This window comes from Chromohalobacter canadensis (assembly GCF_029544075.1).
Lineage (GTDB): Bacteria > Pseudomonadota > Gammaproteobacteria > Pseudomonadales > Halomonadaceae > Chromohalobacter > Chromohalobacter canadensis_A.
In genome coordinates, this window is record NZ_JAJQJH010000015.1 from 41040 (window position 1) to 66856 (window position 25817).

Consider the following 25817-nt stretch of genomic DNA (forward strand, 5'->3'; position numbering starts at 1 on the left):
AGAAATACTGAATCTCATTCAAGTCACTGGTTAACTTTACGGGCCGGCAGGGCTATCCTCGCAGGTGTCCGCCGTCGAGATGAGGAATCCCGCCATGCCTTCCCGCAGCGAGACCCTGATGGGGCAGCCGAGCGATGCCGATCTGCGCCTGCTGAGGATCTACCGCAAGGTCGTGGAGTGCGGCGGGTTCTCCGCCGCCGAAGTGGAACTCAACATCAGCCGTGCGGCGATCAGCATGGCGATGAACGACCTGGAGACACGGCTCGGCCTGCGGCTCTGCCAGCGAGGACGCGGCGGCTTCGCCCTCACCGACGAGGGCGCGGAGGTCTACGATGCCACCCTCCAGCTGCAGATGGCCGTGGCGGGATTCCGAACCCGCGTCAATGGCTTGCATGCCCGTCTCAAGGGCGAGCTCAGCATCGGCATCACCGATAACCTGGTGACCATGCCCGAGATGTATATCACCGATGCCCTCAGCGCGCTCAAGGCGCGGGGGCCCGAGGTGCGCATCAATATCCGCATGATTCCGCCCAGCGACATCGAGCTGGGCGTGCTGGACGGCCGCTTGCATACCGGCGTGATCCCGGCGCTCAAGACATTGCCGGGGCTTGCGTATCTGCCGCTCTACGAGGAAGCGTCGCGGCTCTACTGCGCCGCCGATCACCCGCTCTTCGACGTCGAAGACGTGGACGAGGAGCGGCTCGCGGTACATGATGCCGTGGTGCCCGCCTACGCACAGACGCCGGAGGTCAAGGCGTGCCATGCTCCGCTCAAGGCCGCCGCCTCGGCGACCGACCGCGAAGGCATCGCCTTCTTGATCCTGTCCGGCCGCTATATCGGCTACTTGCCGACCCACTATGCCGAACGCTGGGTGCGCGACGGCCGCATGCGTGCCTTGAATCCCGAGCGCTGGCATTACCTGACCCACTACAGCGCCATCACCCGCAAGGGCGCGCCCCCCAACCTGGTCGTGGAAAGCTACCTCGAGGAGCTGGGACGCCTGACCCAGGCCTCTGCCATCACGTCTGGCGACTGACCAGCACGATCCCCAGCAGAATCGCCGCGCCGCCAAGCACGAAATTCCAGGACAAGGGCTCGTCCAGCAGCACAGCGCCAAAAAGCACCCCGAAGATCGGTGACAAGAACGACAACACGCCCAGTTGCGAGGCCCAGTAACGGCGCAGCAGAGCGAACCACAACAGCAGGGCACCGAACGATATGACCAGCGTCTGGAAGGTCATGCTGGCCACGGCCATGCCGCTGGGCGTGGCCTGCTGCCAATCGCCCAGCCATAGGGTGATGGGCAACAACAGCGCGCCCGCCGTCAGGAGTTGGTACGTCAGCGTTTGCACGGGGGGCGCCTCGGAAAGCGAGGAACGGCGCACCACCAGCGTGGTGGCGGCCCATGACAGTCCCGCCAGCAATCCCAGGGCGTCGCCCAGGAGAATGTCGCCGGCCGGCGCCCCGGGTGCGGCCGAGGGCGCCATGGCGACCAGCATGCCCGCGAATGCCACGCCGATCCCCCACCATTGGTGCCGCGCCAGCTGTTCGCCCGGCACCCACAGATGCAGTCCCAGGGCGGCGAACACCGGCGCCGTGTACAGAAACACCGACATGTGCGATGCCAGGGTGTAGTTGAGCCCCCAGGCGACGAAACCGAACTCCCCCGCAAAGCCCAGGCCGACGAGAATGCCTGCACCCAGCCGACCGCGAAACGCCGCCAGGCCGATGCCCTGAATGCGCGCGACGACCAGCACCAGCAACCCCGCCAGCAACGAGCGCAACGCGACCTGGCTCAAGGGCGTGATATCGTCGGCCACGGCCTTGATGGCCACCTGCTGCAACCCCAGCACCAGACAAAACCCGGTCATCGCGATGCCGGCAGGCATATCCAGGCCGCGTCGCAATCGCGGCGACGCCACATCCGGCCTTGCCGCGACAGTCTCCAAGGAAGATTCCTTCATGCTTCCACCCTTTGTTGAATCGAGACTCAGTGGAGCATTTGCCGCGCTGCAATCCAAACGATTAATCTGCAGCCTCAGGCTCAGGAAAACTCAACTCATGAAGATAGAACGACTGCCCCTCAACGCACTGCGTGCCTTCTCGGAAGCAGCACGAGCTGGCAGCTTCAAGACCGCAGCGGAGCGTTTGTCTGTGACTCCCGGCGCGGTCAGCCGACAAATCAAGCAACTCGAAGAACGGTTGGGCGTGGCGCTTTTCGAGCGTCATGCCAACGGCGTGCACGTCACCGATGCCGGCCACCTGCTGGCCGAGGATGTGGATGCCGGTCTGGCGCGCATCGCCAACGGCGTACAAGCCGTTCATGAGCGCGCCCATGCGGCTACCACGCTGACTCTCAGCGCCCCGCCCTCATTCACTCAATTCTGGCTACTCCCACGCCTGGCAGACTTCGAGGCGCTGGAAAGCCACGTCGAGATCTCCCTGGACGCAGACCAGGACCTGAGCGACCCAATATGGCACGGCGACGGCGCACGGCTCGCCCTGCGCTACGGACGCGGCCCCTGGCCCGGCGTCAGGAGCAAGCGGCTCTTCGAAGACTCGCTGTTCCCCGTCTGCTCTCCCGCTCTGCTGGAACGCTCCTCTATCGACACGCCTGCCGACCTGCTCGTCCATCCATTGCTCGAGGTGGTCTGGCAGTCGCGACAAAACGTCGACTTCCCCGGCTGGCGCGACTGGTTCGACGCCGCCGGGCTACCCGGCAAGACACTACCGATCCAGCAGCGGTATTCCCTTTACGGTCTGGCCCTCGACCAAGCGATCGCCGGGCGCGGCGTGATGCTCGCCAACCCTGCCATCGTCGCCGACCGCCTCGCCAGCGGCGTATTGGTACGGCCCTTCGGTGATCGCCACGTAATCGATTCGCCGTTCACCTACGACCTGATCCTCCCCGCCACCGGCCAAGCCCCGCCCGCGATCCAACGCTTCATCGACTGGTTGCTCGGTGAAGCGGCCAGGTTTCAGGGGGATCGGTTAGAGACTCGACACCGGGGACATGGCACTTGTCGGTTTCCCATGCCAAAATTCTGGAATACGTAACAGAAAGGAAGTTCCCATGGACCTCCAAAAAATCGAGGACGAGGCGCTCCATTTGCCCAAAGAGGAACGCGCACGACTGGTACAGCGATTGGTCCTGAGCTTGGAGTCTCCTTCGGAAGAAGAGCTTCGCTCGGACTGGCTGCTCGAAGCCCGATGCCGGGCAGAAGAGCTGGATAGTGGCTCGGTTCAGAGAGTATCCAGTGACGACGTCATGAGGAAGGCACGCGCCCTGATCCGATGAGTTATTCGTTTCACCCAGCGGCAGAAGCCGAATTTCTGGAGGCCATTGGTTACTACGAGTCCAAGATCCCAGGATTAGGGGAAGCCTTGATAATCGAATTCGAGGCCCTTGCCCACTTGATTGACGACTCACCAAACGCTTGGCAAGTCGCACTTGAGCCCGCTATTCGTAGAGCGCCCCTCCGCCGATTTCCACTGTCCATCGTGTATCGCGAAGCCGCGGACGGCGTTCAGATCCTAGCAGTCGCCCATGACCGGCGACGCCCGCAATACTGGCTGGGTAGGCTTTAAAAAAGGCCCGTCATAACGCCACACTCTCATCACATGCCACTCTCATACTTCCTTGGCTACGCGCGCTGCCCTAGGCACCACGTCGGCCATCTTCACCACGCTGCCCACGACGATCAGGCACGGCGAGGGAAGTGGCGTGGCGGCAAGCTTTTCGGGCATGTCGCCGAGCGTGCCGATCAAGGTTTGCTGCTCGGGCAGCGAGGCATTGGCGGCGAGCATGATCGGCCAGTCATCGGGCAGGCCGGCATCACGTAGCCCTTGGCAGATCTCGGTGACCTTCGAAAGCCCCATGTAGAACACCAGCGTCTCGTCGCGGCGCGCCAGTGCGGACCAGTCCGGCTCGCCACCGGCGCGGCAATGCTGGGCGGTGACCAGGCGTAGCTGCTGTGCGTGGGCGCGGTCGGTGAGCGGCATGCCCAGGCTGGCGGCCGTGGCGGAGGCGGCGGTAATACCGGGGACGATCTCGGTGGGCAGCCCCGCCTCGGCCAGCACGGCGAGCTCTTCGCCCATACGGCCGAAGATTCCCGGATCGCCGCCCTTGAGCCGCACCACCGACTTGCCTTCGCGCGCCAGCCGTGTCAGCAAGGCGCCGATCTCGGCCTGCGGCACACTGTGATACCCACGCGCCTTGCCGACATCGTAACGCTCACGCTGAGGAGGGATCATCGCCAGGATGTCATCGCCGATCAGGCGATCGTAGACGATGGCATCGGCTTGCGTAAGAAGGCGCCAGGCACGCAGGGTCAGCAGGTCCGCACTGCCCGCCCCGGCTCCCACCAGATAGACATGGCCGGGCCGCGTGGCACGGCCCACCGCGGGTGTGTGTGCGAGCGGAGCCCCGCTGCGATCTTCCCGCGTACCGGGCCACCAACTCGCCAGCAAGGCACTCACGCTTGCGATAGATGTATCAGGCCGTTTCCAGCGCTTCATCAGTCCCAGCATGCGCCACCTCCTCTTCGAGCAATGATTTGAGTTCGGGGATGCAGGAACCGCACTGGGTCCCGCACGCCAAGCGCGCGCCTAACGCATCGACATCGGTATCGCCACCGCGAATCGCCTCGCGGATCGACGTAGCACCGACCTGATGGCAACTGCATACCACCGGCCCCGTATCGGCCTCACCGGAGGCGCATCCCGCCAACACGCGGCGACGCTGCTCGGCATCCAGCGTGATATCGCCGAAGCGTGCATCAAGCCAGGCCAAGCCCGGCAATTCGCTGGGTGGCCCCACCATCAGCCACCACACCAGGCGCCCATCGCGAAGCCCTGCGGCGCGCAGGCGCCCACTAGACGCGTCCTCACACCATAGCGTCGCCGCCACTCCGAACTGTTCGGCGCACCAGGCCGGCCAGTCATGCGATGACGCGCCCGCATCGCTGGCCAGTTGCCAGCGCTCGGCATGATGCAGTGGCATGCGCGCCCAATAAGCGAGCGACGCACGTTCGGACAACCCGCCACTATCGTTCGCGACCAGCAGCGTCGCTTCCTCGGCGATGGCCAACGGCGCCAACGCGACGGCACCATGTTTGGTTTCGGGCTGTCCAGAGACAGGGTCGGTATGCGCGGCAAAGAGCGTGCCTACACGCCCGGCATTGCTGAACTGCGCATTCCAGTGGATAGGCATGAAAGCTTCTCCCCGGCGCTGCGCCGTCGCCACGCGCGCCCGCACACGGGCCTCGCCGTGGGCGTTATGAAGCCGTGCCAAGGCGCCGTCCACGACACCCGCGGCTCTCGCATCATCGGGGTGCAGATCGACGTAAGGCTCGGCGCGATGATTGAGCAAGCGCGGGGCACGGCCCGTCCGCGTCATGGTGTGCCATTGATCGCGTACGCGTCCGCTGTTGAGGCGCAACGGGTGCGCGGCACTCACGGCCTGGCGCGGCGCATGCGGCGTCACGGCGATCAGGCGCGCGCGTCCATCCGGCGTGGCAAAGCATCCATCCTCGAATAAGCGCGCGGTGCCACGCGGCGCCTCGGCCGTCACCGGCCACTGCAGCGGCGCCAAGGCATCGTAGGCGGCGTGATCCAACTCCGCCAGGGCGGAAATATCAAACAGACGCGGCATCCCGCCGGCGTGGTTGCCATAGCCGGAAAGTCGCGCGTGCTCGACAAAGATATCGCGAGGGTGGCAATACTCGAACGCTTCTTCATACCCCAGATGCTTGGCTACCTGGGCGATGATCCACCAGTCGTGGCGCGCCGCACCGGGCGGCGGCAACATGCCGCGCTGGCGCGAGATTCGCCGCTCGGAGTTGGTCACGGTGCCATCCTTCTCCGCCCAGGCACTGGCCGGCAGCACGATGTCGGCATACGCCAGGGTATCGGTATCCGCCATGCATTCGGAGACGATCACCAGGGGACATTTCGCCAGGGCGCGCTTGGCTTGGTCGGCATCCGGCAAGCTGACCACGGGGTTGGTGGCCATGATCCACAGCGCCTGGATCTCGCCACGCTCGATGGCCTCGAATAGCTCGACGGCCTTGAGCCCCGGGCCCTCCGGCAGGTGAGGAGCATGCCAAAATTCCGTTACCAGCGCCTGGGCGCCCGGGGTGTGATAATCCATGTGCGCAGCGAGCTGGTTCGCTAGGCCTCCCACCTCGCGCCCACCCATGGCATTGGGTTGGCCGGTGATCGAAAACGGCCCGGCACCCGGCAGGCCAAGCTTGCCGCCCGCCAGATGGCAATTGATGATGGCGTTGCACTTGTCAGTGCCGCTGGTGGACTGATTGACGCCCTGGGAATACAGCGTCACCACGTGCAATTGCGAGGCGAACCAGTAGTAGAAGGTTTCCAGGGCCTCGGCGTCCAATTCGCAATCGTCGGCGATACCCACAAGCGTCGTCTCTTCGTCACGGGCCGCCGCCAAGGCATCGTCTAGCCCTTGGGTGTGGCGTTCCAGATAGACCGCATCCAGCTTGTCCTTGTCAGCCATGAAAGCCAGCAAGCCATTGAAGAGACGCACGTCGCTGCCCGGCTTGAGCGGCAGATAGAGATCTGCGATCTCGCAGGTGTCGGTCACCCGGGGGTCGATCACCACCACACGCATCAACGGGTTGCGCTGCTTGGCGGTGCGCAAGCGCTGGAAGAGCACCGGATGATTCCAGGCCAGGTTGCTGCCCACCAGCACCACCAGCTCGGCCTCTTCCAAATCCTCGTAATTGCACGGCACGGCATCGGCACCGAAGGCGCGCTTGTAGCCCGCCACTGCGGACGCCATGCAGAGCCGCGAGTTGGTATCCAGGTGCGGCGAACCCAGAAAGCCCTTGAACAGCTTGTTGGCGGCGTAATAGTCCTCGGTGAGCAACTGGCCGGAGAGATAGCCGGCAATCGCCTGACCGCCATGTTCATCGCGCACCGCCGCCAGGCGTGTCGCCACCTGGTCGAGCGCATCGTCCCAGCTCACCTCGCGCCCGTCCACGCGTGGTGCGAGCAAGCGTCCGTGATCACCCAGCGTTTCATGCAACGCCGAGCCCTTCACGCACAGCCGTCCATAGTTGGCGGGGTGGTCCCGATCGCCTTCGACGCCGGTCATGACGCCGTCCTCGATGGTTGCCGTGACGCCGCAACCGACGCCGCAATAGGGGCAGGTCGTGTGATGCTGCATGCTGTCTCGCCCTCCGCCTGCAAACGCAAGAGGCCCGACCCCGCCGCAGCAGGATCAGGCCTCTTTGCCTAGTAGGGCGACCGTGCAGGCCGCCCGCCAATGATGAATTGCGTCTCGCCGCCGTTGGCGTTTTCGGCGCGCCGTGGCCGAAAAGATGACGTATACCTCGTTTGCAAATCCAGCGCCATCTTGGGCCTAATGCCGTTTAAACAACCACTTGGACTGGCACCTGGCTGGCTGTCCCGTGCCTACTCACACCCAAAGGCACCAGCCTGGTGCAACCCGCACGCCATACGCACAGCCATCGTTCACGCCGGCTGCCTTCCTGCCTCATCAGGGCCCACCGGTATTGCGTAACTGGCTGAATAAAAAGCCTTGGCCGGTGACTGGCACGCCCCTGGCATGACATCGGACAAGGCGGGTCAACGTCGACCCCTTGGGCACGAGACAGGCATGCGTCTCGCGCCGGCCGGAGCCGACACAGGGCTCGCGACAACACAATTCTCTTCAGGCAAAGGCGCCTGGCATCCGGTTTCCCCACCGGGTGTCAGGCGCTTTTGCGTTTCTGCTTCACACTGTCAGGGAGGCAGACGGCATGAGTGCAAGCGACGAACATCTGGTGATCGTCGGCAACGGCATGGCCGGGCACCGGTTGCTCGAGACCGTGCTGGCGCACCCCCATCGTCCGCGTCACATCACCATCCTCGGCGACGAGCCGGCAACGGCCTACAACCGTATCCTGCTCTCGCCCTGGCTAGCCGGCGACATGGACCGTTCGGCACTGACGCTGCGCGAGCGCGACTGGTACACAGCGCAAGGCGTGACCCTGATCGCCGGCGAGCGCGTCACCGCCATCGACCGACAGGCGCGCACCCTGACCACCGACCAGGGACGCCGACTCGCCTACGACCGGCTGGTGCTCGCCACCGGATCGCGTGCCGCACGCCCCGCGGTGACGGGCAGCGACCTCGACGGCATCCACGCCTTTCGTGATCTCGAGGACGGCGAGCGTCTGGCCAGCCTGGCCGACGCGGGCGGCCGCGCCGTGGTCATAGGTGGCGGTCTGCTCGGCCTGGAGGCCGCCGAAGGTATGCGCAAGCGCGGCATGACGGTCAGCGTCGTGCACCGCGCAACGCAGCTGATGAATCGCCAACTCGACCTCACCGCCGCCGACATGCTCGCCACCGAGCTGCGCGCTCGCGGCCTCGAGATCCACACCGGCGCCGACCTCGAGGCCTATGCCCCGGATGCCGACGGCCAGCGCGTCACCGGCGTCGTCCTGAGCGACGGGACCACGCTCGCAGCCGACTGCGTCGTCGCGGCAATCGGCATCGTGCCCAACACCTCACTCGCCGAACGCGCCGGTCTGGCGACCGCGCGCGGCATCCAGGTCGATGCCTTCATGACCACGTCCGATCCGTGCATTTCGGCGCTCGGCGAATGCTGCGAGTTCGAGGGCACCACCTACGGTCTCGTCGAACCCATCTGGCGCCAGGCCGAGGTCCTCGCCGCCCGGCTATGCGGCGAAACGCCCGCGCCTTATCGCGAACGCCCCTGCGCCACCAAGCTCAAGGTCAGCGGTATCTCGCTGTACGCCTTCGGCCCCATCACGCCCGCGCCCGAGCACGACGTGCTCACTTATCACGACCCGCAGCACGGCGACTACCGCCGCCTACTGCTTCGCGATGGCCGCCTGGAAGGCGCTGTCCTCTACGGCGATACCGCCGCCGGCCCGTGGTACTTCCAATGCGCCCTGGCCGGCCATGACCTGAGCGCCGGCCGCCAAGCGCTGCTATTCGGCGAGCACGACGCGCAACCGTTACTCGATACGCCCGACACTCTATCGGAGGAAGCCGCATGAACATGCCCACACCCCCCAACGCACCGCGCTTGATCGTGATCGGCAACGGCATGGTCGGCCATCACCTGATCGAGCAGCTCGTCGAGCTCGGCGCCCATCGCCAATACGCCATCATCGTGTTCGGCGAGGAGCGCCACCCGGCCTACGACCGCGTACACCTCTCTGAATACTTCAGCGGCCGTGATGCCCAGTCACTGGCGCTCTCGAGTACCGACTACTACGCCGAGCACGGCATCGAACTGCGCATTCACGACAGCGTGACCGCCATCGATCGCGACGCCAACGAGGTCGTCACCGAATCCGGCCGTCATCCTTATGATCGCCTGGTCCTGGCGACCGGCTCTTACCCCTTCGTGCCGCCGATTCCCGGCAATGATCGCGAGAAATGCCTGGTCTATCGCACCCTGGATGACCTCGATGCCATTCGCGAGGCCGCCGAAGACGCCACCACCGGCGTGGTCGTCGGCGGTGGCCTGCTGGGCCTGGAGGCCGCCAATGCCCTGCGCGGCCTGAACCTGGACACCGCCGTGGTCGAGTTCGCGCCCCGCTTGATGCCCATGCAGGTGGACGCCGAAGGGGGCGCGTTGCTGCGCGAGAAGATCGAAGCGCTCGGCGTGCAGGTACTCACCGGCCGTGCCACACAGCACATCGAGGCCGGCGAGACGAGCTTTCACCGCATGGTCTTCCAGGACGACAAGATGCTGGAAACCGATCTTATCGTGTTCTCCGCCGGCATCCGGCCGCGCGATCAACTTGCGCGTGACTGCGCCTTGGAAATCGGCGAACGTGGTGGCGTGGTCATCGATGACCACTGCCTGACCAGCGACCCGGCGATTCTCGCCGTCGGTGAAGTCGCGCTGTGGCAGGAAAGCATCTTCGGGCTGGTCGCGCCGGGCTACCAGATGGCGAAAGTCGCCGCCGCCACGCTGACCGAAGGCGATGCGACCTTCACCGGCGCCGACATGAGTACCAAGCTCAAGCTTTTGGGCGTAGATGTCGGCGCCATCGGCGACGCCCATGGCGAGCGCACGCCCGGCGCTCGCACCTTCCGCTACCTGGACGAGATCAAGCAAGAATACCGCAAGCTGGTGGTGTCCAGCGACGCCAAGAAACTACTCGGCGCCATGCTGGTCGGCGACAACGCGACCTACGATACCCTGATGCAGTACTACGCCAACGGCCTCGAGCTCCCCGAGGACCCGGCCTCGCTGATCCTGCCCTCCAGTGATGGCGCCCCCACCCTGGGGCCGGACGCGCTGCCCGAAACGGCGACGATCTGCTCATGCCACAACGTCACCAAGGGCGATATCTGCGCCACGCTCGACGACGGCGCCCTGGATCTGGCCAGCGTCAAAGGCGAGACCAAGGCCAGCACCGGCTGCGGCGGCTGCGCGGCGCTGCTCAAGAGTGTCGTCGATCATGAACTGGAGGCGCGCGGTGTAGAGGTCGACCAATCGCTGTGCGAGCACTTCGCGCACACCCGCCAAGAGCTCTATTCCATTGTCCGCGTGGAGGGCATCAAGACCTTCAGCGAACTGATCGAAAAGCACGGCACGTCATCCGGGCATGGCCTGGGCTCTTCATCCGCCCCGCAGCTCGGCTGCGATATATGCAAGCCCGCGGTGGCCTCGATACTCGCCGCCTGCTTCAACGAGCCGATCACCAATGCCGCCCATGTGCCGTTGCAGGACACCAACGACACCTTCATGGCCAACATGCAGAAAAACGGTACCTATTCGGTCGTACCGCGCATCCCCGGCGGCGAAGTCACGCCCGAGAAGCTGATCGTGCTGGGCGAAGTCGGCAAGAAGTACGGGCTCTACACCAAGATCACCGGCGGGCAGCGCGTCGACCTGTTCGGCGCCCAGCTCCATCAACTCCCCGATATCTGGGGCGAACTGATCGAGGCCGGCTTCGAGACCGGCCACGCCTACGGCAAGGCCACGCGCACGGTGAAATCCTGCGTGGGTAGCACCTGGTGCCGCTACGGCGTGCAAGACAGCGTAGGTATGGCGATCCATCTCGAGGAGCGCTACAAGGGGCTGCGATCGCCACACAAGCTCAAGTTCGCCGTCTCAGGTTGCACTCGCGAATGCGCCGAAGCGCAGAGCAAGGACGTCGGCGTGATCGCCACCGAAAACGGCTGGAACCTCTACATCTGCGGTAACGGCGGCATGCGCCCGCGCCACGGCGAACTCTTCGCCACCGACCTCGACGACGAGCAGTTGATTCGCACTATCGACCGCTTCCTGATGTTCTACATCCGCACCGCCGACCGTCTGCAGCGCACCTCGGTGTGGCGCGAGAACCTCGAAGGGGGACTCGACTACCTCAAGGACGTCGTGCTCGACGATAGCCTCGGACTCGGTGACGAACTCGAAGCCCAGATGCAGCACATCATCGACACCTACGAATGCGAATGGGCCAACACCCTATCCGACCCGGAGAAACTCAAGCGCTTCCGCACCTTCGTCAATGATGATGGCCCCGATCCGGACATCATTGCTACCGAGGAGCGCGGTCAACTGCGCCCGGCCTAAGCTATTGGACACTAATGAGGAAAACACCATGAACACTGCAACAGCCCTCAAGAGCGAAGTGACCTGGCAGACTCTGTGCTCAAAGGCCGATCTGGTGGCTCATTCCGGCGTCGCCGCCTGGCTGGCCAGCGCCGACACGCAAGTCGCGCTTTTGTACCTGCCCGGCCTGGCCCCCGAGGTCTACGCCGTGGACAACCACGACCCGTTTTCCAACGCCAACGTCATCGCACGCGGCATCGTCGGCGATATAAAAGACGAACCCGTCATCGCCTCGCCAATCTACAAGCAGCACTTCCGCCTCTCTGATGGCGTCTGCGTCGAGGACGAAAACGTCCGCCTGCGTACCTGGGAAGTCAAGATCGAAGACGAGCAGGTGATGATCAAGACATAGCAACGGCCATCAAGTATCGACGTCGCCATGCAGGCACCGGCCTGCGACGAAGATCCGCTGGGGGCGCAGGGCGCGATCGAGCAAGGTAATATCGGCATCGAAGCCCAGCGCCAGGCGCCCCTTGTGGGCATGCAGGCCCAACACGTGTGCGACGTTAGCGGTCAGCAGCCCCAGCGCCGACTCGAGTGGCAATACCTCCTCCTGCACGAGCCGTTGCCAGTCCGCGATCAGCGCCGTATTGCGCGCCACCTGCATGCCCACATAGGCGCCATCGGCGTCGAACTCCGGCAGGCTGCCATTGCAGTCGGAACTCAGGGTGATGCGTGTCGACGGAACGCCACGTGCCAGGAGTCGCGACACTGCGTCGAAGGCGGATAGTCCGTCGCCCGCGTCTTCGAAGGCGGTGACATCCACGCTGGCACCAAACGCCAGCGCATAATCCGCCGCGTCCTCGAGCAGCTCAGGACGGCGATTCACATGGGTCGGGATGATCTGATCAGGTGGAAGCTCGGTCTCTTCAAGCAACTGGCGCAGAGGCGCCAAGCCGCGCTTGCCATCGCCGAGATGGAAATGACAAATGCCTCGCTTGCCAGCCAGCATGGCGCCGACGCGCGCGTCGCTCACCAGCCGGGCGAGCTCATCCTGGCGCGGCTGGCTCGAGCGATGATCGGAGATGGCGATTTCCCCGACGCCGATGACCTCGGGGATCCACGCCAGATCGCGCTGAATGTCGCCAGTAAGCGTCGGCGGCGGCACACGATACGCGCCCGTATACATGTAAGCCGTTAGTCCCTCGGCCGCGAGGCCGCGCACCGAGGCCAGTAAATCGGCCGGCGAACGGCTGATGCTGTCGGTACCCAGCACCCCGACGACCGTACCGATGCCCATCGACGCGATGTCATGGGCGCTGATCGGCGGGCAGCGCGTACCGCAACCGCCCTCGCCCCCGCCGCCGGTGACATGCACATGCTGATCGATAAAGGCGGGCACGGCGATCAGATCGCGCGCAACCACTTCCCGGATGGGCCAGCCACGGGGGACCTCGAGACCCTGTCCCAGCGCCACGATTTTCCCGCCGGCCATGAGAATGTCGGTAGCCGCCAGTCGTTCGGGCGCAAACGCCTCGCCGACACGCAGCAGGGTCATCGTACCGGCGGGGCGTGCCTGACCCGGCCTCATGGTCGTGCCCCTTCGACACCATTCGGTGTCAGCGACTCGAAACGCCGCCCGCGCAAACGCTCGGTGACGGCATCGACATCATCCACCAGCAACACCAGCAGATCGCCCTCGGCGGCCTCGTCGAGCGCCCGATCAACCGCATCGAGTTCTTGCATGACGGTCTCGACCCGACACCCGTTCGACACCGACGCCGCGCCCGCACGCAGCAAGTCGACAGTCTCGCCCGCGGGACGCCCACGCGGGACGGTATCGCAGAGAAAGACGATGTCATGCATCTTGGCGAGCAACGCGCCCAGCGCGAACAGATCCTCGTCACGCCGATTGCCTGGGGCACTGGCCACGCCGATGCGCCGTTGCGCCGGAATGCTTCTCACCAGCTCGCTCAAGGCCTCGAGTGCCGGCACGTTGTGACCATAGTCGATCAGCACCTTCACGCCACCGGCATCGATCAGGTTGGTGCGCCCAGGGTTCTGCCCCGGCGTCGGATGGAAGGTCTGCAAGCCCAGTTGTATATCGGCGATACTCAGCCCCAGCGCATGGGCCGCGGCACTCGCCGCCAGGGCATTGGCGATATTGAAGCGCGCGAACCCGTCGAAGGTGATAGGCGCGTTCGTGACGGGAAGCACCTCGGCCACCACCTGGCCTTGCAGCATCACGATATGGCCGTGATGCACCGTGAAAGCGACGCCATGGTCGCTCACATGCTCGCGTATGACCGGCGAGTCGGGGTCCAGCGTGAAGTAGATGATGTCGCCACGCGCCCATTCGCCACTCGCCAGCACGCGCGGATCGTCGGCATTGAGCACCGCGGTGCCCGATTCGCCGACCGCATCGATCACCACGCTCTTGCAGCGTGCCAGTTCGTCCAGGGTATGAATGTCGCTCTCGCCCAGATGATCGCTGGCAATGTTCAACAACACGCCGACCTGGCATTCATCGAACCCCAATCCCCGGCGCATGATGCCGCCACGCGCAACCTCGAGCACGGCATACTCGACGGTGGGCTCGCGCAGGACGGTCGCGGCGGCCTGCGGGCCGCTGTAGTCGCCACGCATGATAACGTGATTGTCGATCTCGATGGCCCCCGTGCACGCCGTGCCGACACTGCGCCCCGCCTGACGTAGTAAATGCGAGATCAGGCGGACCGTCGTCGTCTTACCGTTGGTGCCGGTGACCGCCACGATGGGGATGCGACCATTATTCTCGCTCTCCGGAAATAGCATATCGACCACATGATCGCCGACGTCCCGGCCAGTGCCGTGGGTCGGGGAAAGATGCATGCGAAAACCCGGCCCGGCGTTGACCTCGACCACCGCCGCCGATTGCTCCTCCAGCGGGCGCGTCAGCGTCTCGGCAAGCAGGTCGATGCCGATGATATCGAGGCCCACCAGACGGGCGATACGCTCCGCCGTGTAGGTCACCTCGGGATGCACATCCTCGGTGACGTCCGTCGCCGTGCCACCAGTGCTCAAATTCGCAGTCGGCTTGAGATAGACGACCTCGTCGCTTGAGATAACGCTATCCAGCGTCAGGTTCTGCTGCGCCAGCAGCCGAAGCGTTTGTGCGTCGACATCGATTTGCGTCAGCAGGTTTTCATGGCCGATGCCACGGCGCGGGTCGCCGTTCTCATTGTCGATCAATGCTTGCAGCGTGCTCTTGCCATCGCCGACCACGTGGGCCGGACGCCGCCTGGCCGCCGCCACGAGCTTGCCGTCAATCACCAGCAGCCGGTGATCCTCTCCCCGGATATACTGCTCGATGATAACCGCCTCGTTGTGGCCGGACGCGACCGCAAAGGCGTTTTCCAAGGCCTGGTCATCCTCGATGTCCGTGCTGACACCACGACCGTGGTTGCCGATCAACGGTTTAACGACGACCGGGTAGCCGATTTGATGCGCCGTTTCGAGTGCCTCGTCACGTGAATGACACACATGTCCGCGCGGTACAGGGATACCCGCTTCGCCGAGAATCCGCTTGGTCCAATCCTTGTCATGAGCGATGCCATGGCCAATCAGGTTCGTACGGCAGGTCACCGTCGCCTGAAAGTGTTGTTGGCGATAACCATGCCCTAATTGTACGTAACTAGTGTCTTCGTCGAGGCGCGCATAGGGAATTCCACGGCGCTGCGCGGCCGCCACGATCGAAGCGGTCGATGGCCCCAGCATGTGTGCGTCACGTACATCCTTGAGGCGGGCGATGATCGCCTCGATATCGCTATCTTCGCCCGCGAACAGCCGGGTAACGACCTCCACCGCCTCGACCCCGGCCGCCAGGCCACATGCCTCATCGCGGTAGCGATAGACGACGTTGTAGATCCCCGTCTCGTAGGAATCGACCGTCTTGCCATACCCAACCGAGAAGCCGATCAGATTCTGCAACTCGATCGCCACATGCTCGACGACATGGCCGGCCCAGGTACCCCGTGTCAGCCTTTCCAAAAAGCCTCCGGGCCGCCCCACCGAGCAGCGATGCTCCGCGAGGGTCGGCAAAAGCCGGGAGGTACGCTCGACGATACCGGGCACGGTGTCACTTGGCTGCGCCTCGAGTTCCTCGATATCCAGGCGCATAAAAATCGCCGGGTAGCGACTGTAATAGTTCGGCCCGCGCAACGCGCGATGCTCTAGAATCTTCATGTATTGCGCCTCCCTGCCAATACCGTTTCGAGCTCATCTGCCACCAGGTAACGTCGCGCATCGACATCGTAGCCGTGACCGCTGACCATGGCGTGCAGGATCATGTTTTCGACGGCGACGGGCTCGCCCATTTCCAATTCCGAGATATTCGAACTCGCGAGATCCCGGCTATCGATGATGATGACATGCCCCGGCCCGATGGTTTCGAGCACACGGTTGGGATAGATAATGACGGCAGCGTCCTCACCGAGGCCGATGCCCAGTTGCTCGGGATTGCTGGCACCGACTTCCATCAGGCGAGTGAATCGCCCCCGTTCGAGGAAATGGCTGTCGATGATCATGCCACGTACGAATCCGAGTCCGAAGGTCATGTTCACCGCGCCCTTGCGCAAGGCATCCGACGCCGCACCGTTGTAGATCATGGTGCTGGGCATCGCCGCCGCGCCCGCGCTGGTGCCCGCTACCACAGCGCCCACTCGCAAGCGCTCGCGGATGGCACGCAACGTGGCGGAGCCTCCCAGCACAGTGGTCAGGCGCAGTTGGTCGCCCCCGGTGAAGAAGATCACCCCACTGCGCTGAATCAAACGGGCATTGTCGACATCGGCGGCTTGCTGACGATCCTGAATATTCAGTGCATGCACCTGGCTCGCACCCAGCCGACGGAAAGCCGCTTCATAGCTGGGCAAGAGCTGTTCGGGAATACTGCTCGCCGTGGCGATGACGGCCACTTCGCGACTGTCCTCGGGCGCCAGTTCGAAAACACGCTTGAGAATGGCAAGTTCGGAGGTTTTGTCCTCGGCACCGCCAATGGCCACGATATGGCCGCATACGGTAGGGGGTCGTGACGTCATATTCCTCTCGCCGTTTAGCAACGCTGTTAAGGAAATGCTGAACCATTACCTCTTCTACAGGTAATGTCGTATCGCGTGACAATCGAACCCGATTCTTCACTTATAACAGCCCTACCTCATCCCCGCCAGATTAATGCTCCCTTCCTCCCCGGACCATTCTTTTCCCGTAAAACAATGAGATTCTCGTTTATACTCGTTTTGGCTCAGCGCATTCGTCACAACACGCTATTCTGCAAACATTGACATCTCCCATTCCCAGTCTAAAAGGGTAGAACAACCAAGAGCGGTACGAACCATTGTGCTTCGGCTCACAGGATCCCAGCAGCCGAGCTTGCGCCAGGAGGCGATTATGAGCGACAGGAACGTGTTCGTTGTCGGGTTGGATGCACTTAACAGGAAGCGCTTGGAACATCTGCGCGGTGCCGAGCACTACCGGTTCCATGGCGTGATCGAACCCTCGGAGGTCTACGACACGGAGATCTTCCCCATCGAGGACATGCTGTCCCGGGCCGAGGCGCAGTTGAATGAATTCCAGGACCCGATCGATGCCATCGTCGGCTACATGGACTTCCCCGTGTCGACCATGTTGCCCCTACTCTGTGAGCGTTTCGGCACGCGCTCCACCAGCCTGGAAAGCCTGCTCAAATGCGAGCACAAGTATTGGAGCCGATGCGTTCAACGCGAGGTGATCAGCGACTATATCCCGCGCTTCACAGCGTTCGACCCCTTCGACCCTGAGGCACTGCATAAAATTGGTGAAGAAGGTCTTTACTTTCCCTTCTTCGTCAAACCCATTAAATCCTCGGGTTCACGCCTGGGTTTTCGCATCGAAAGCCCTGAAGATTTCGAACAGGCCATCTCACGATTATGCGAAGACATCGGAACGATTTCAGAACCCTTCAATTTCATTTTGGACCACGCCAAACTATCTGAAGAAGTGCGCGCCATCGATGGCGGCTATTGCATGGCGGAAGAGATCATAGGTGGTTGGCAATGCACGGTAGAAGGGTATGTTTTCCAAGGTGATATCGTACCCTATGGCATCGTCGACTCGATTCGATATCCACAAGTTCTGAGCTTCTTCTATTATCGATATCCGTCGCGCCTTCCCGATCATATTCAGGAAAAAATGCGAGAACTAACGCGCCAAGTCATGAAACATATCGGCTATGATAATGCCGCCTTCAACATCGAATATTTCTGGGACGAAGTACAAGACCGCATCTGGCTATTGGAAATCAATACGCGTATCGCGCAATCGCATTGCGATCTATTCGAGAAGGTCGATGGGGTCAGTCACCAGCAGATAACGGTGGATCTGGCGCTAGGCCAACTGCCCGACATGCCCTATCGCCAAGGAGCGTTCAAGGTCGCGGCGAAATTCTTCTATCGGGTGTTCTTCGCCGACGCCACTATTAGCCGCGTGCCGACGGAAGAGGAAATAGAAGCCTTGGAGAAAGCGTTTCCCGGCACCGTGATCGCGCTTCAAGCCGAGATCGGCACCCGGCTGTCCTCCCTTCCCGAGCAGGATAGCTACAGTTTCGCCCTGGCCTATATATGGATGGGCGCAGACGACGATACTGCGCTGGAAGAAAACTATGCGCGGCTCGCCGAGCAGCTACATTTCGAATTCGAGGAGATCATCGGCTAGCGCCTTACCACCCCAAACCTCATTCACGGGAGCACTGCATGCACATCGTTCGCCATTTTCCCCGCCAGATTCACGAGGAGGAAGACTGGATCACGCTCGCCGATGGCTGCCGACTGGCCGTGCGTATTTGGCGCCCGATAGATGCCGAACGCGACCCCGTGCCGGCTATACTCGAGTATTTGCCTTACCGCAAGCGCGACCTGACGGCGATGCGCGATGCTCAGTCGCACGCTTACTGGGCCGGCCACGGTTACGCCGGGGTACGCGTCGACATTCGCGGCAGTGGTGAATCGGATGGTGTGCTGCGAGATGAATACCTGCAACAGGAACTCGACGATGGCGTCGAAATCCTAAAGTGGCTGGGGCAACAAACGTGGTGCACCGGAAATGTCGGCATGATCGGCATTTCCTGGGGCGGCTTCAACGGCCTGCAAATCGCGGCGCTGCAGCCTCCCGAACTCAAGGCAGTCATCACCCTGTGCTCGACCGATGACCGCTACGCCGACGATGTCCACCATATGGGCGGCTGCCTGCTCGGCGACAACTTGTCATGGGCCTCGACCATGTTCGATGCCAATGCCTGTCCGCCCGACCCGTTGCTCGTCGGCGAGCGCTGGCGTGAGATGTGGCAGGAACGCCTCGAGGACAGCGGCCTGTGGCTGGCCAAGTGGCTGCAGCATCAGCGCCGCGATGCCTACTGGAAGCACGGCTCCGTCTGCGAGGACTTCTCTCGCATCCGCTGCCCCGTGTACGCCGTAAGCGGCTGGGCCGACGGCTATTGCAACGCCGTTTTCCGCTTGCTGGCAGGACTCGACGTGCCACGCAAGGGCCTGGTGGGCCCTTGGGCGCACAAGTATCCCCATCTGGGCGTACCGGGCCCTGCCATCGGCTTTCTGCAGGAATCGCTGCGCTGGTGGGATCACTGGCTGAAAGACAAGGACACCGGGATCATGGACGAACCGATGCTGCGCGTCTGGATGCAAGAGTCGGTGCCGCCCTCGGCGCGCTATGAGACACGCCCTGGGCGCTGGGTGACTGAACCCAGTTGGCCATCGCCGCGCATCGACATGCAGCCCTTCCGCCTGACCAGCGGCCACGACCTGCTGCCTATGGCGGCGGCCTCCACTCTCCCTGAGGACCACGACGAGACACCGCTTTCGATACGCTCACCGCTATCGGTGGGGCTTTTCGCCGGCAAGTGGTGCTCCTACAACGCTCCGCCGGATCTGCCTCACGACCAACGCGACGAAGACGGCGGCGCGCTGGTTTTCCAGACGGCGCGACTCGACCAGGACATCGAAATCTGCGGGCAGCCCGTGGTCGAACTCGAGATAGAGGCCGACCAACCGGTGGCGATGGTCGCCATACGCCTCAGCGACATCGCCGAGGACGACAAGGCCACGCGAATTTCCTATGGTCTGCTCAACCTGACCCACCGTGACAGCGACGAACATCCTCAGCCACTGGAACCGGGCAAGCGCTATCACGTGCGCGTGCTACTCAAGCATATTGCCCAGCAGTTCCCCGCAGGTAACGCCATTCGGCTGTCGATCTCGAGCAGTTACTGGCCACTGGCTTGGCCTTCGCCGGCCCCGGTCAAGCTGACGATTCATCCCGCCGGCAGCCAGTTACTATTGCCATGTCGCACTCCCCAGCCCCAAGAAGAAGCTGCACTGCCTGCATTTGCGCCACCGGAAGCCGCCCCGCCGCTCGCCAGAACCCTGATACAACCCAGCCAGGAAACGTGGCGGGTGATACGCGATCTCGCCAATGACCAAACCACGCTCGAAGTCATCAACGACGAGGGCACCTTCCGCCTGGATGACATCGACCTTGAACTCTCGGTGCGCATCACCGAACGCTATACCTACGCCTACGGTAACTACGACAACATCAGCGGCTGGACGCAATGGGAGCGTTGTTTCCGGCGTGGCGACTGGGAAGTGCGCAGCGTGACGCGCACCTTGATGACCTCCAGCACGGAAAGCTTCCGCGTGCGTGCCACCCTGGACGCCTACGAGAACGATAGCCGAGTCTTCGCCAAGAGCTGGGATGAGGAGATCCCGCGCGACCTCGTTTAGACACTCATGGCGGCGACACCAGCCAAAAATTGCAATTTTTTGGCGCTCGGCCATGCTTACGTCATACGACACGCGAAAGGAGAATGCCCGACACCCCACCTCGACCGGACTGTTTCGCAGGCGACGCTGACAAGGTGATTCGGGCGCCACATGCCCGCAACATCATCCTGTCAGGGTCGGAGAAGCCGTTAACCAAGGAGTGCTTCCCCCGATGGTGAGACTCGACAAGAAAGTGACCCGGCTCTACGTGCTGGATACCAATGTCCTGATCCATGACCCCGCAGCCCTGTACCACTTCGAGGAACATGATGTCGTCATCCCTATGACGGTGCTGGAGGAACTCGATAAGCACAAGAATGGGATTCGTGAAATCGCCCAGACCGCGCGGCAAATCAGCCGCACGCTTTCCGACCTGACGTCTCGCTTCACTCCCGAGCAAATTCAAGAGGGCATTCCATTACCCGTGAGCCATGGTCCCAGCGGCCGCCTGCGTTTCCTGTGCTACACCGACCTCAAGACGCTCGACCCGCTGGTCGATTCCCCTGATAACCGCCTGCTCGCCGAGACCTGCCGTCTGCGTGACGAGCGTCCCGATGCTTCGGTGATTCTGGTCACCAAGGACATCAATCTGCGCGTCAAGGCGGCGGCACTGAACGTTCCGGTGGAGGATTACCTCAACGACCGCGCCTTCGACGATCTCGACGCCATGATCGAGGGCGCCAAAGTCTACGCCGAGGCCGGCGTGGAAGGCCGAGGGCTGTGGGACCGGCTCGATGTCGAGGTCGATGTCGAGCGCACGGAAGACGGCACCTTCTATCACCTTGCTGGCGAGCTGCCCAAGGACTGGCACGTCGGCATGCTGGTATCGGACAGCGACAATGGCGCCGATTTCGAGGCCATCGTACGCTCGTTCGCACCGCACCGCGCCACGCTGCAACTGCTGACCAACTACCGTCATCACGACGGCGTCTGGGGCGTACACGCCCATGACAGCCGCCAGAACTTCACCCTCAACCTGCTGATGGACCCCGAGATCGACCTGGTCACCATCGCCGGCAACGCCGGGACCGGTAAGACCTACATGACGCTGGCGGCGGCCTTCCAGCAAACCCTCGATAGCAAACACTTCGAGCGTATCGTCTTCACCCGCGCACCGATCCCCATGGGCGAGGATATCGGCTTCCTCCCGGGCACCGAGGAAGAAAAGATGTCGCCCTGGATGGGCGCCTTCCACGACAACATGGACAACCTTTTACGCGACGAACAACACGGCAGCTCAAGCTGGAGCGACGGCGCCACCCGACAGTTAATCGGCTCCCGTGTGCAAATTCGCTCGCCAACCTTCATGCGCGGACGCACCCTGAGCGACACTTTCCTGATCATCGATGAGGCGCAGAATTTCACCCCCAAGCAGCTCAAAGCACTGATCACGCGGGCAGGGCGCAATACCAAGCTAGTACTGCTAGGTAACGTCGGACAGATCGACACGCCCTACCTCACCGCCAACACCTGTGGCATGGCCTACGCCGTGGAACGTTTCCGCGACTGGCCGCATGCCGGCCACGTGACGCTGAAAAGCGTCGAACGCTCACGCCTCGCCCTCGCTGCCGAGGAACTGCTCTGACACCGCGTCGATAACGCAACCTCCTTTTCATCCCTCTCAACGCAGAGCGCCCCGGTCAAAAGACCGGGGCGCGCGCTTCACACCATTCTTGAGCTTACGACGATCACTTTACATCTTAAGACGATCTTTATAACCGTCTTGGTGGTAACCGTAGGGTCACGCCATGTCGGTGGTGAGGCTACTCTTCGGTAGAAGAGGGCTTGCGGTTGTTGACCACGTCTTCGATGAGCTGCTCGTTCTCGCTGCGCGGCATCTCGTCGAGCATTTTCTTGGCGGTCTGGTAATCGCAGATCTCGGTATTGCACGAGCTGCAGAACACGATATCGTCGGGTTGCTGCGCCTGGGAGACCGTCACCTTATGACTGCCGCAATTCGGGCATCCCTTGGGCAAACGCAACTCGACGGAAAAATCTTCGTTCATCGCCTTTCCTCCATGATCCTGCCGTGGCGGAACGAGCGCCGCGCCGCGACCCTCGCAATCCATGTGTCTATCTATCCATGTGCCTATCCACAGTGTTTGGGGCCAGAGCGGAGAAATCAAGCGCAGGCACTTTTTAAGCAACGTCTGCGCCCAAGCAACGTTAGTGCCGCAGAAAGACCACCCCCAAGTTGTTCGCCGGCAATTCGTCGACGCGTTGCAACGCAAGCCCGTTTAGCTGGGCCTCCGCCTCGACATCCTCCAGAGCACGAATGCCCCAGGCTGGGTCGCGCTGACGCAGGTCGGCATCGAAGGCCGCGTTGCTCGCGGCGGTGTGTTCGCCGTCACGCATAAAGGGGCCGTAAACGATCAACACACCACCCAACGGCAAGCGATGCCCCGCCTCACGCAATAGCGCCTGGGTCGCCGCCCATGGCGAAATATGCAGCATATTGATGCACAGCATGGCGGACGGCTCACCGGCCTCATCGGGCCAGGGTTGGGTGACATCCAGCGCGAGCGGCGACTCGATATTCGTCAACTCCGCGTGACGCCGCCAAGCGTCGATGGAACGACGAGCCTGCGCGCTGGGATCGCTGGGTTGCCAAATCAGCGCGGGAAGATGCTGGGCGAAATGCACGGCATGCTCGCCACTACCGCTGGCAATTTCGAGGACACGGCCAGAGGCCGGCAACACCTCGCGTAGCAGCGCCAGGATCGGCTCGCGGTTGCGCTTCGCGGCGGGTGTGGAAAGGCGCACGCCGTCACCGGGCTCGGGCGTTTCCATGCTCTGCATCATGCCTCCTTCGCGCCCAGCCGAGCGTTCAGCCACTGGCCAATGTCCTCGATCTGTTCGGGGCATAGCGCATGCTGCATGGGGTAAGTACGGTAATTCACCTCGTAGCCCAGCGCCTCGGCTCGCTCGGCGCCCTCGTGGCCCAACGTTTCGGGCACCACCGGGTCGAAGCTGCCGTGATGCACCTCGATGGGCAGTGCACGATTGGCCTCGCTAGGCTGAATCGACTCGGCCGTGGCGAAATAGGTCGAAAGCGCCAACAGGCCCGCCAGCGGCTTGGGGTACGTCAACGCCGCGTGGTAAGCCACCGCCCCGCCCTGCGAGAACCCGGCAACGACAATGCGGCGGCTATCGATGCCTTTGGCGATCTCGGCATCGATCAGCGCATGAACGCGCTCCGATGAGGCCTTGAGCTGGGCCTCGTCGATGCGCCGACCAAGGTTCATGTCGAGAATGTCATACCACGCCGGCATCTCCATGCCACCGTTCACCGTCACCGCAAGGCGTGGCGCATGCGGCAGGATGAAGCGCACCGCCAGCGACTCATCCAGCGGCAATGCCGGCACCAGCGGCTCGAAATCGTGGCCATCGGCCCCCAGCCCATGCAAAAGAATCACCGTCGCATCGGCGGCGCGGTGGTGGGGTTCGATGATCAGTGGCGAAGAATCGGCCATCGGCTCGGCTCCTTGAAAGGCATTCGAAGACACAAAGACTCAGGATGTGCAAAACGCACAGCGCTGTCTATGCCGGCGACGATGTTTAGCCGTCACGGCCTAGACCGCGTCTGAACAGTACCTAGAACGGCCAGACCATCGGGGTCAGTACCAGCGTCATCACGCCGACCAGCACACTTAGCCCGCCGCCGACACGCAGATAATCGCTGAACCGATACCCACCGGGCCCATAAACCATCAAGTTGGTCTGATAGCCGATAGGAGTCAAAAAGCTAGCCGAGGCGGCGAACATCACCACGATCACGAACGGCATGATATCCACGCCCAGTTGCTGCGCGGCGCCGGTGACGATGGGAAAGCTAATCACCGCCGCCGCGTTATTGGTGACGATCTCGGTCAAAAGCGCCACCACCAGATAGGTCCCGATCAGCAACAAATACGGGTTGCCATCGGCGAGCGCCAAAGCGACCTGGGCCAAGGCCGAGGCGGCGCCGGAACTTTCCATCGCCGCCCCCAGACCGAATGCAGCGGCGATGGTCAGCAATACTTGCGTATCCAGCCCCCGCCGCGCCGCGCTAATCGTGCAGCAGCCCGTCATTAGCGCCAGGGCAGCGCCGAGCATTGCCGCCTTGAGCAGGCTCAACACGCCGAACGCCGCCAGGGCGACCACGCCCAGCATGATGCTCCACGCCACCCAGGCCCGTTCATGGTGCGGGCGCGCCTGACCGTTGAGTTCGCTGATCAACAAAAAATCCCGCGACTGGCGGTGGCGCTCGATGAACGCCGGGCGTACTTCCATGAGCAACACGTCCGCCGGTTGTAGCTGGATCTGCCCCAGATTGCCGGATACTCGCTCCCCATGGCGACACACCGCCAGCACCGAGGCACCGTAGAAGGTACGAAAATGCCCCTCGCGCAGACGTCGCCCCAAAAACTGGCACTGTTCGGAGACCACCGCCTCGACCAGACGCCGCTCGGCAAAGGATTTCTTGAGGCTCGACTGCCCCTGCCCGGTGGGCCGTAGACCGCGAATCTGCTGCAGCTCCACCGCCGCTTCCGTCGTCCCGGCGAAGACCAGCCGATCGTTGGCCTTGAGACGCTCGCCGCGCCCCACGACCGAAACCACGTTGCCCTCACGTTCGATCTCGACCAGAAACAACCCATCCAGGTGGCGAAGTCCAGCCTCTTCGACGCTCTTGTCGACGATGGGGCCTTGCGGGTCGACCTGCATCTCGATGGTGTACTCGCGCGGATTCTCGAATACATCTGCCGCCGTGCGGCGCTTAGGCAGCAACCAACGCCCCACTAGCATTAGATAGGCCAGCCCTACCAGCGCCACGGGCACGCCAATCCAGGCGATATCGAACAGATGCAAGGCCCGCTCGGGATAACGCTCGCGCAGCAAGCCATCGACCACCAGATTGGTGCTGGTGCCGAGTAGCGAACAGGTGCCGCCTAGAATCGAGGCGAAACTCAGCGGCATCAGCAAGCGATGTGCTGGCAAACGCAGACGCCGACTCCAACTCAGCACCGCCGGCAGAAACGTCGCCACCACCGGCGTGTTGTTGAGAAAGGCGCTGGTCGCCGAGACAGGGAGCAGCAATCGAGCCTGAGCGCCCAGCTCGTGGCGCGGACGCCCCAGCACGTAGCGGATGAGCAGGTCGATACCGCCCGTCTCGCGTATGCTGGCCACGAGGATGTACATGAAGGCCACGGTGAAAAGGCCCGTGTTGGAAAAGCCGGCCAGGGCCTCGTCGGCATTGATGACGCCAGCGCCGAACAGCGCGATCACTGCGCCCATGAGAATCACGTCCGGGCCGAGGCGACTCATCGCCATCAACAGAAAAGACGCCGCCACAATGGCCAACGTCAGCCAAGCATCGAATGGCATACCGCCAGTGTCCTAACAAAAGATACGATGCCCGC

At 62.9% G+C, this 25817-nt stretch carries 20 protein-coding genes; 10 read left to right on the top strand and 10 right to left on the bottom strand.

What is annotated here, in order from left to right:
• Window positions 1-94: 94 nt before the first annotated feature.
• Window positions 95-1036 carry a LysR family transcriptional regulator gene (locus tag LUN51_RS15025; protein ID WP_277811879.1) on the top strand — a complete coding sequence of 314 codons (942 nt, stop codon included), beginning with the start codon at window positions 95-97 and terminating at the stop codon, window positions 1034-1036.
• Here LUN51_RS15025 and LUN51_RS15030 read toward each other — a convergent pair.
• Window positions 1020-1964 carry a DMT family transporter gene (locus LUN51_RS15030; RefSeq protein WP_277811880.1) on the bottom strand — a complete coding sequence of 315 codons (945 nt, stop codon included), beginning with the start codon at window positions 1962-1964 and terminating at the stop codon, window positions 1020-1022. The genes LUN51_RS15025 and LUN51_RS15030 overlap by 17 nt on opposite strands.
• Before the next feature lie 97 nt (window positions 1965-2061).
• On the opposite strand from LUN51_RS15030, the gene LUN51_RS15035 reads away from it, so the two are divergent.
• The 3 genes from LUN51_RS15035 to LUN51_RS17460 are packed head-to-tail and all read left to right on the top strand — an operon-like array spanning window position 2062 to window position 3588.
• Window positions 2062-3057, top strand: coding sequence for a LysR substrate-binding domain-containing protein (locus tag LUN51_RS15035; protein ID WP_277811881.1), 996 nt, complete (start codon window positions 2062-2064; stop codon window positions 3055-3057).
• A gap of 16 nt (window positions 3058-3073) precedes the next feature.
• Window positions 3074-3298, top strand: a complete 225-nt coding sequence (locus LUN51_RS15040; RefSeq protein WP_277811882.1) for an addiction module protein — start codon at window positions 3074-3076, stop codon at window positions 3296-3298.
• Window positions 3295-3588 carry a type II toxin-antitoxin system RelE/ParE family toxin gene (locus LUN51_RS17460; protein WP_431355584.1) on the top strand — a complete coding sequence of 98 codons (294 nt, stop codon included), beginning with the start codon at window positions 3295-3297 and terminating at the stop codon, window positions 3586-3588. The genes LUN51_RS15040 and LUN51_RS17460 overlap by 4 nt, the downstream gene beginning before the upstream one ends.
• Before the next feature lie 42 nt (window positions 3589-3630).
• Here LUN51_RS17460 and cobA read toward each other — a convergent pair whose 3' ends face one another.
• Both cobA and LUN51_RS15050 read right to left on the bottom strand, forming a co-directional pair.
• Window positions 3631-4530 (bottom strand): uroporphyrinogen-III C-methyltransferase, encoded by a 900-nt coding sequence (cobA, locus tag LUN51_RS15045; protein WP_277811883.1) that lies wholly within the window; start codon window positions 4528-4530, stop codon window positions 3631-3633.
• Window positions 4496-7192 (bottom strand): nitrate reductase, encoded by a 2697-nt coding sequence (locus LUN51_RS15050; RefSeq protein ID WP_277811884.1) that lies wholly within the window; start codon window positions 7190-7192, stop codon window positions 4496-4498. The genes cobA and LUN51_RS15050 overlap by 35 nt, the downstream gene beginning before the upstream one ends.
• A 595-nt stretch (window positions 7193-7787) precedes the next feature.
• Here LUN51_RS15050 and LUN51_RS15055 point away from each other — a divergent pair.
• From LUN51_RS15055 to nirD, 3 genes are read left to right on the top strand one after another with little or no spacing between them, the layout of a single operon-like run.
• Complete coding sequence (locus tag LUN51_RS15055) at window positions 7788-9053, top strand: NAD(P)/FAD-dependent oxidoreductase (RefSeq protein WP_277811885.1); 1266 nt, start codon at window positions 7788-7790, stop codon at window positions 9051-9053.
• Between the two features lie 2 nt (window positions 9054-9055).
• Window positions 9056-11593, top strand: coding sequence for a nitrite reductase large subunit NirB (nirB, locus tag LUN51_RS15060; protein WP_431355585.1), 2538 nt, complete (start codon window positions 9056-9058; stop codon window positions 11591-11593).
• A 28-nt stretch (window positions 11594-11621) separates the two neighbouring features.
• Window positions 11622-11984 (top strand): nitrite reductase small subunit NirD, encoded by a 363-nt coding sequence (nirD, locus tag LUN51_RS15065; protein ID WP_277811887.1) that lies wholly within the window; start codon window positions 11622-11624, stop codon window positions 11982-11984.
• Between the two features lie 9 nt (window positions 11985-11993).
• Here the strand turns inward: nirD and iadA are convergent, their stop codons facing one another.
• The 3 genes from iadA to LUN51_RS15080 are packed head-to-tail and all read right to left on the bottom strand — an operon-like array spanning window position 11994 to window position 16647.
• Complete coding sequence (gene iadA, locus LUN51_RS15070; RefSeq protein ID WP_277811888.1) at window positions 11994-13163, bottom strand: beta-aspartyl-peptidase; 1170 nt, start codon at window positions 13161-13163, stop codon at window positions 11994-11996.
• Window positions 13160-15796 carry a cyanophycin synthetase gene (cphA, locus tag LUN51_RS15075; protein WP_277811889.1) on the bottom strand — a complete coding sequence of 879 codons (2637 nt, stop codon included), beginning with the start codon at window positions 15794-15796 and terminating at the stop codon, window positions 13160-13162. The genes iadA and cphA overlap by 4 nt, the downstream gene beginning before the upstream one ends.
• A complete protein-coding gene (locus LUN51_RS15080) occupies window positions 15793-16647 on the bottom strand; it encodes a cyanophycinase (RefSeq protein WP_277811890.1) in 855 nt (284 codons plus the stop codon). Before LUN51_RS15080 ends, cphA begins: the two co-directional genes overlap by 4 nt.
• Before the next feature lie 349 nt (window positions 16648-16996).
• Here LUN51_RS15080 and LUN51_RS15085 point away from each other — a divergent pair, with 349 nt between their 5' ends.
• From LUN51_RS15085 to LUN51_RS15095, 3 genes are all read left to right on the top strand, one after another.
• Window positions 16997-18298 (top strand): ATP-grasp domain-containing protein, encoded by a 1302-nt coding sequence (locus tag LUN51_RS15085; RefSeq protein ID WP_277811891.1) that lies wholly within the window; start codon window positions 16997-16999, stop codon window positions 18296-18298.
• 38 nt (window positions 18299-18336) lie between these two features.
• Window positions 18337-20379, top strand: a complete 2043-nt coding sequence (locus tag LUN51_RS15090; RefSeq protein ID WP_277811892.1) for a CocE/NonD family hydrolase — start codon at window positions 18337-18339, stop codon at window positions 20377-20379.
• A gap of 211 nt (window positions 20380-20590) precedes the next feature.
• On the top strand, window positions 20591-22003 hold the full coding sequence (locus tag LUN51_RS15095; protein WP_277811893.1) for a PhoH family protein: 1413 nt from the start codon (window positions 20591-20593) through the stop codon (window positions 22001-22003).
• Between the two features lie 178 nt (window positions 22004-22181).
• Here the strand turns inward: LUN51_RS15095 and LUN51_RS15100 are convergent, their stop codons facing one another.
• The 4 genes from LUN51_RS15100 to LUN51_RS15115 form a co-directional block, all read right to left on the bottom strand.
• Window positions 22182-22424, bottom strand: coding sequence for a hypothetical protein (locus LUN51_RS15100; RefSeq protein WP_277811894.1), 243 nt, complete (start codon window positions 22422-22424; stop codon window positions 22182-22184).
• A 160-nt stretch (window positions 22425-22584) separates the two neighbouring features.
• On the bottom strand, window positions 22585-23217 hold the full coding sequence (locus LUN51_RS15105) for a DUF938 domain-containing protein (RefSeq protein WP_277811895.1): 633 nt from the start codon (window positions 23215-23217) through the stop codon (window positions 22585-22587).
• Window positions 23217-23891 (bottom strand): alpha/beta hydrolase, encoded by a 675-nt coding sequence (locus LUN51_RS15110; RefSeq protein ID WP_277811896.1) that lies wholly within the window; start codon window positions 23889-23891, stop codon window positions 23217-23219. Before LUN51_RS15110 ends, LUN51_RS15105 begins: the two co-directional genes overlap by 1 nt.
• A 121-nt stretch (window positions 23892-24012) precedes the next feature.
• Window positions 24013-25782 carry an SLC13 family permease gene (locus LUN51_RS15115; RefSeq protein WP_277811897.1) on the bottom strand — a complete coding sequence of 590 codons (1770 nt, stop codon included), beginning with the start codon at window positions 25780-25782 and terminating at the stop codon, window positions 24013-24015.
• Window positions 25783-25817 lie beyond the last annotated feature (35 nt).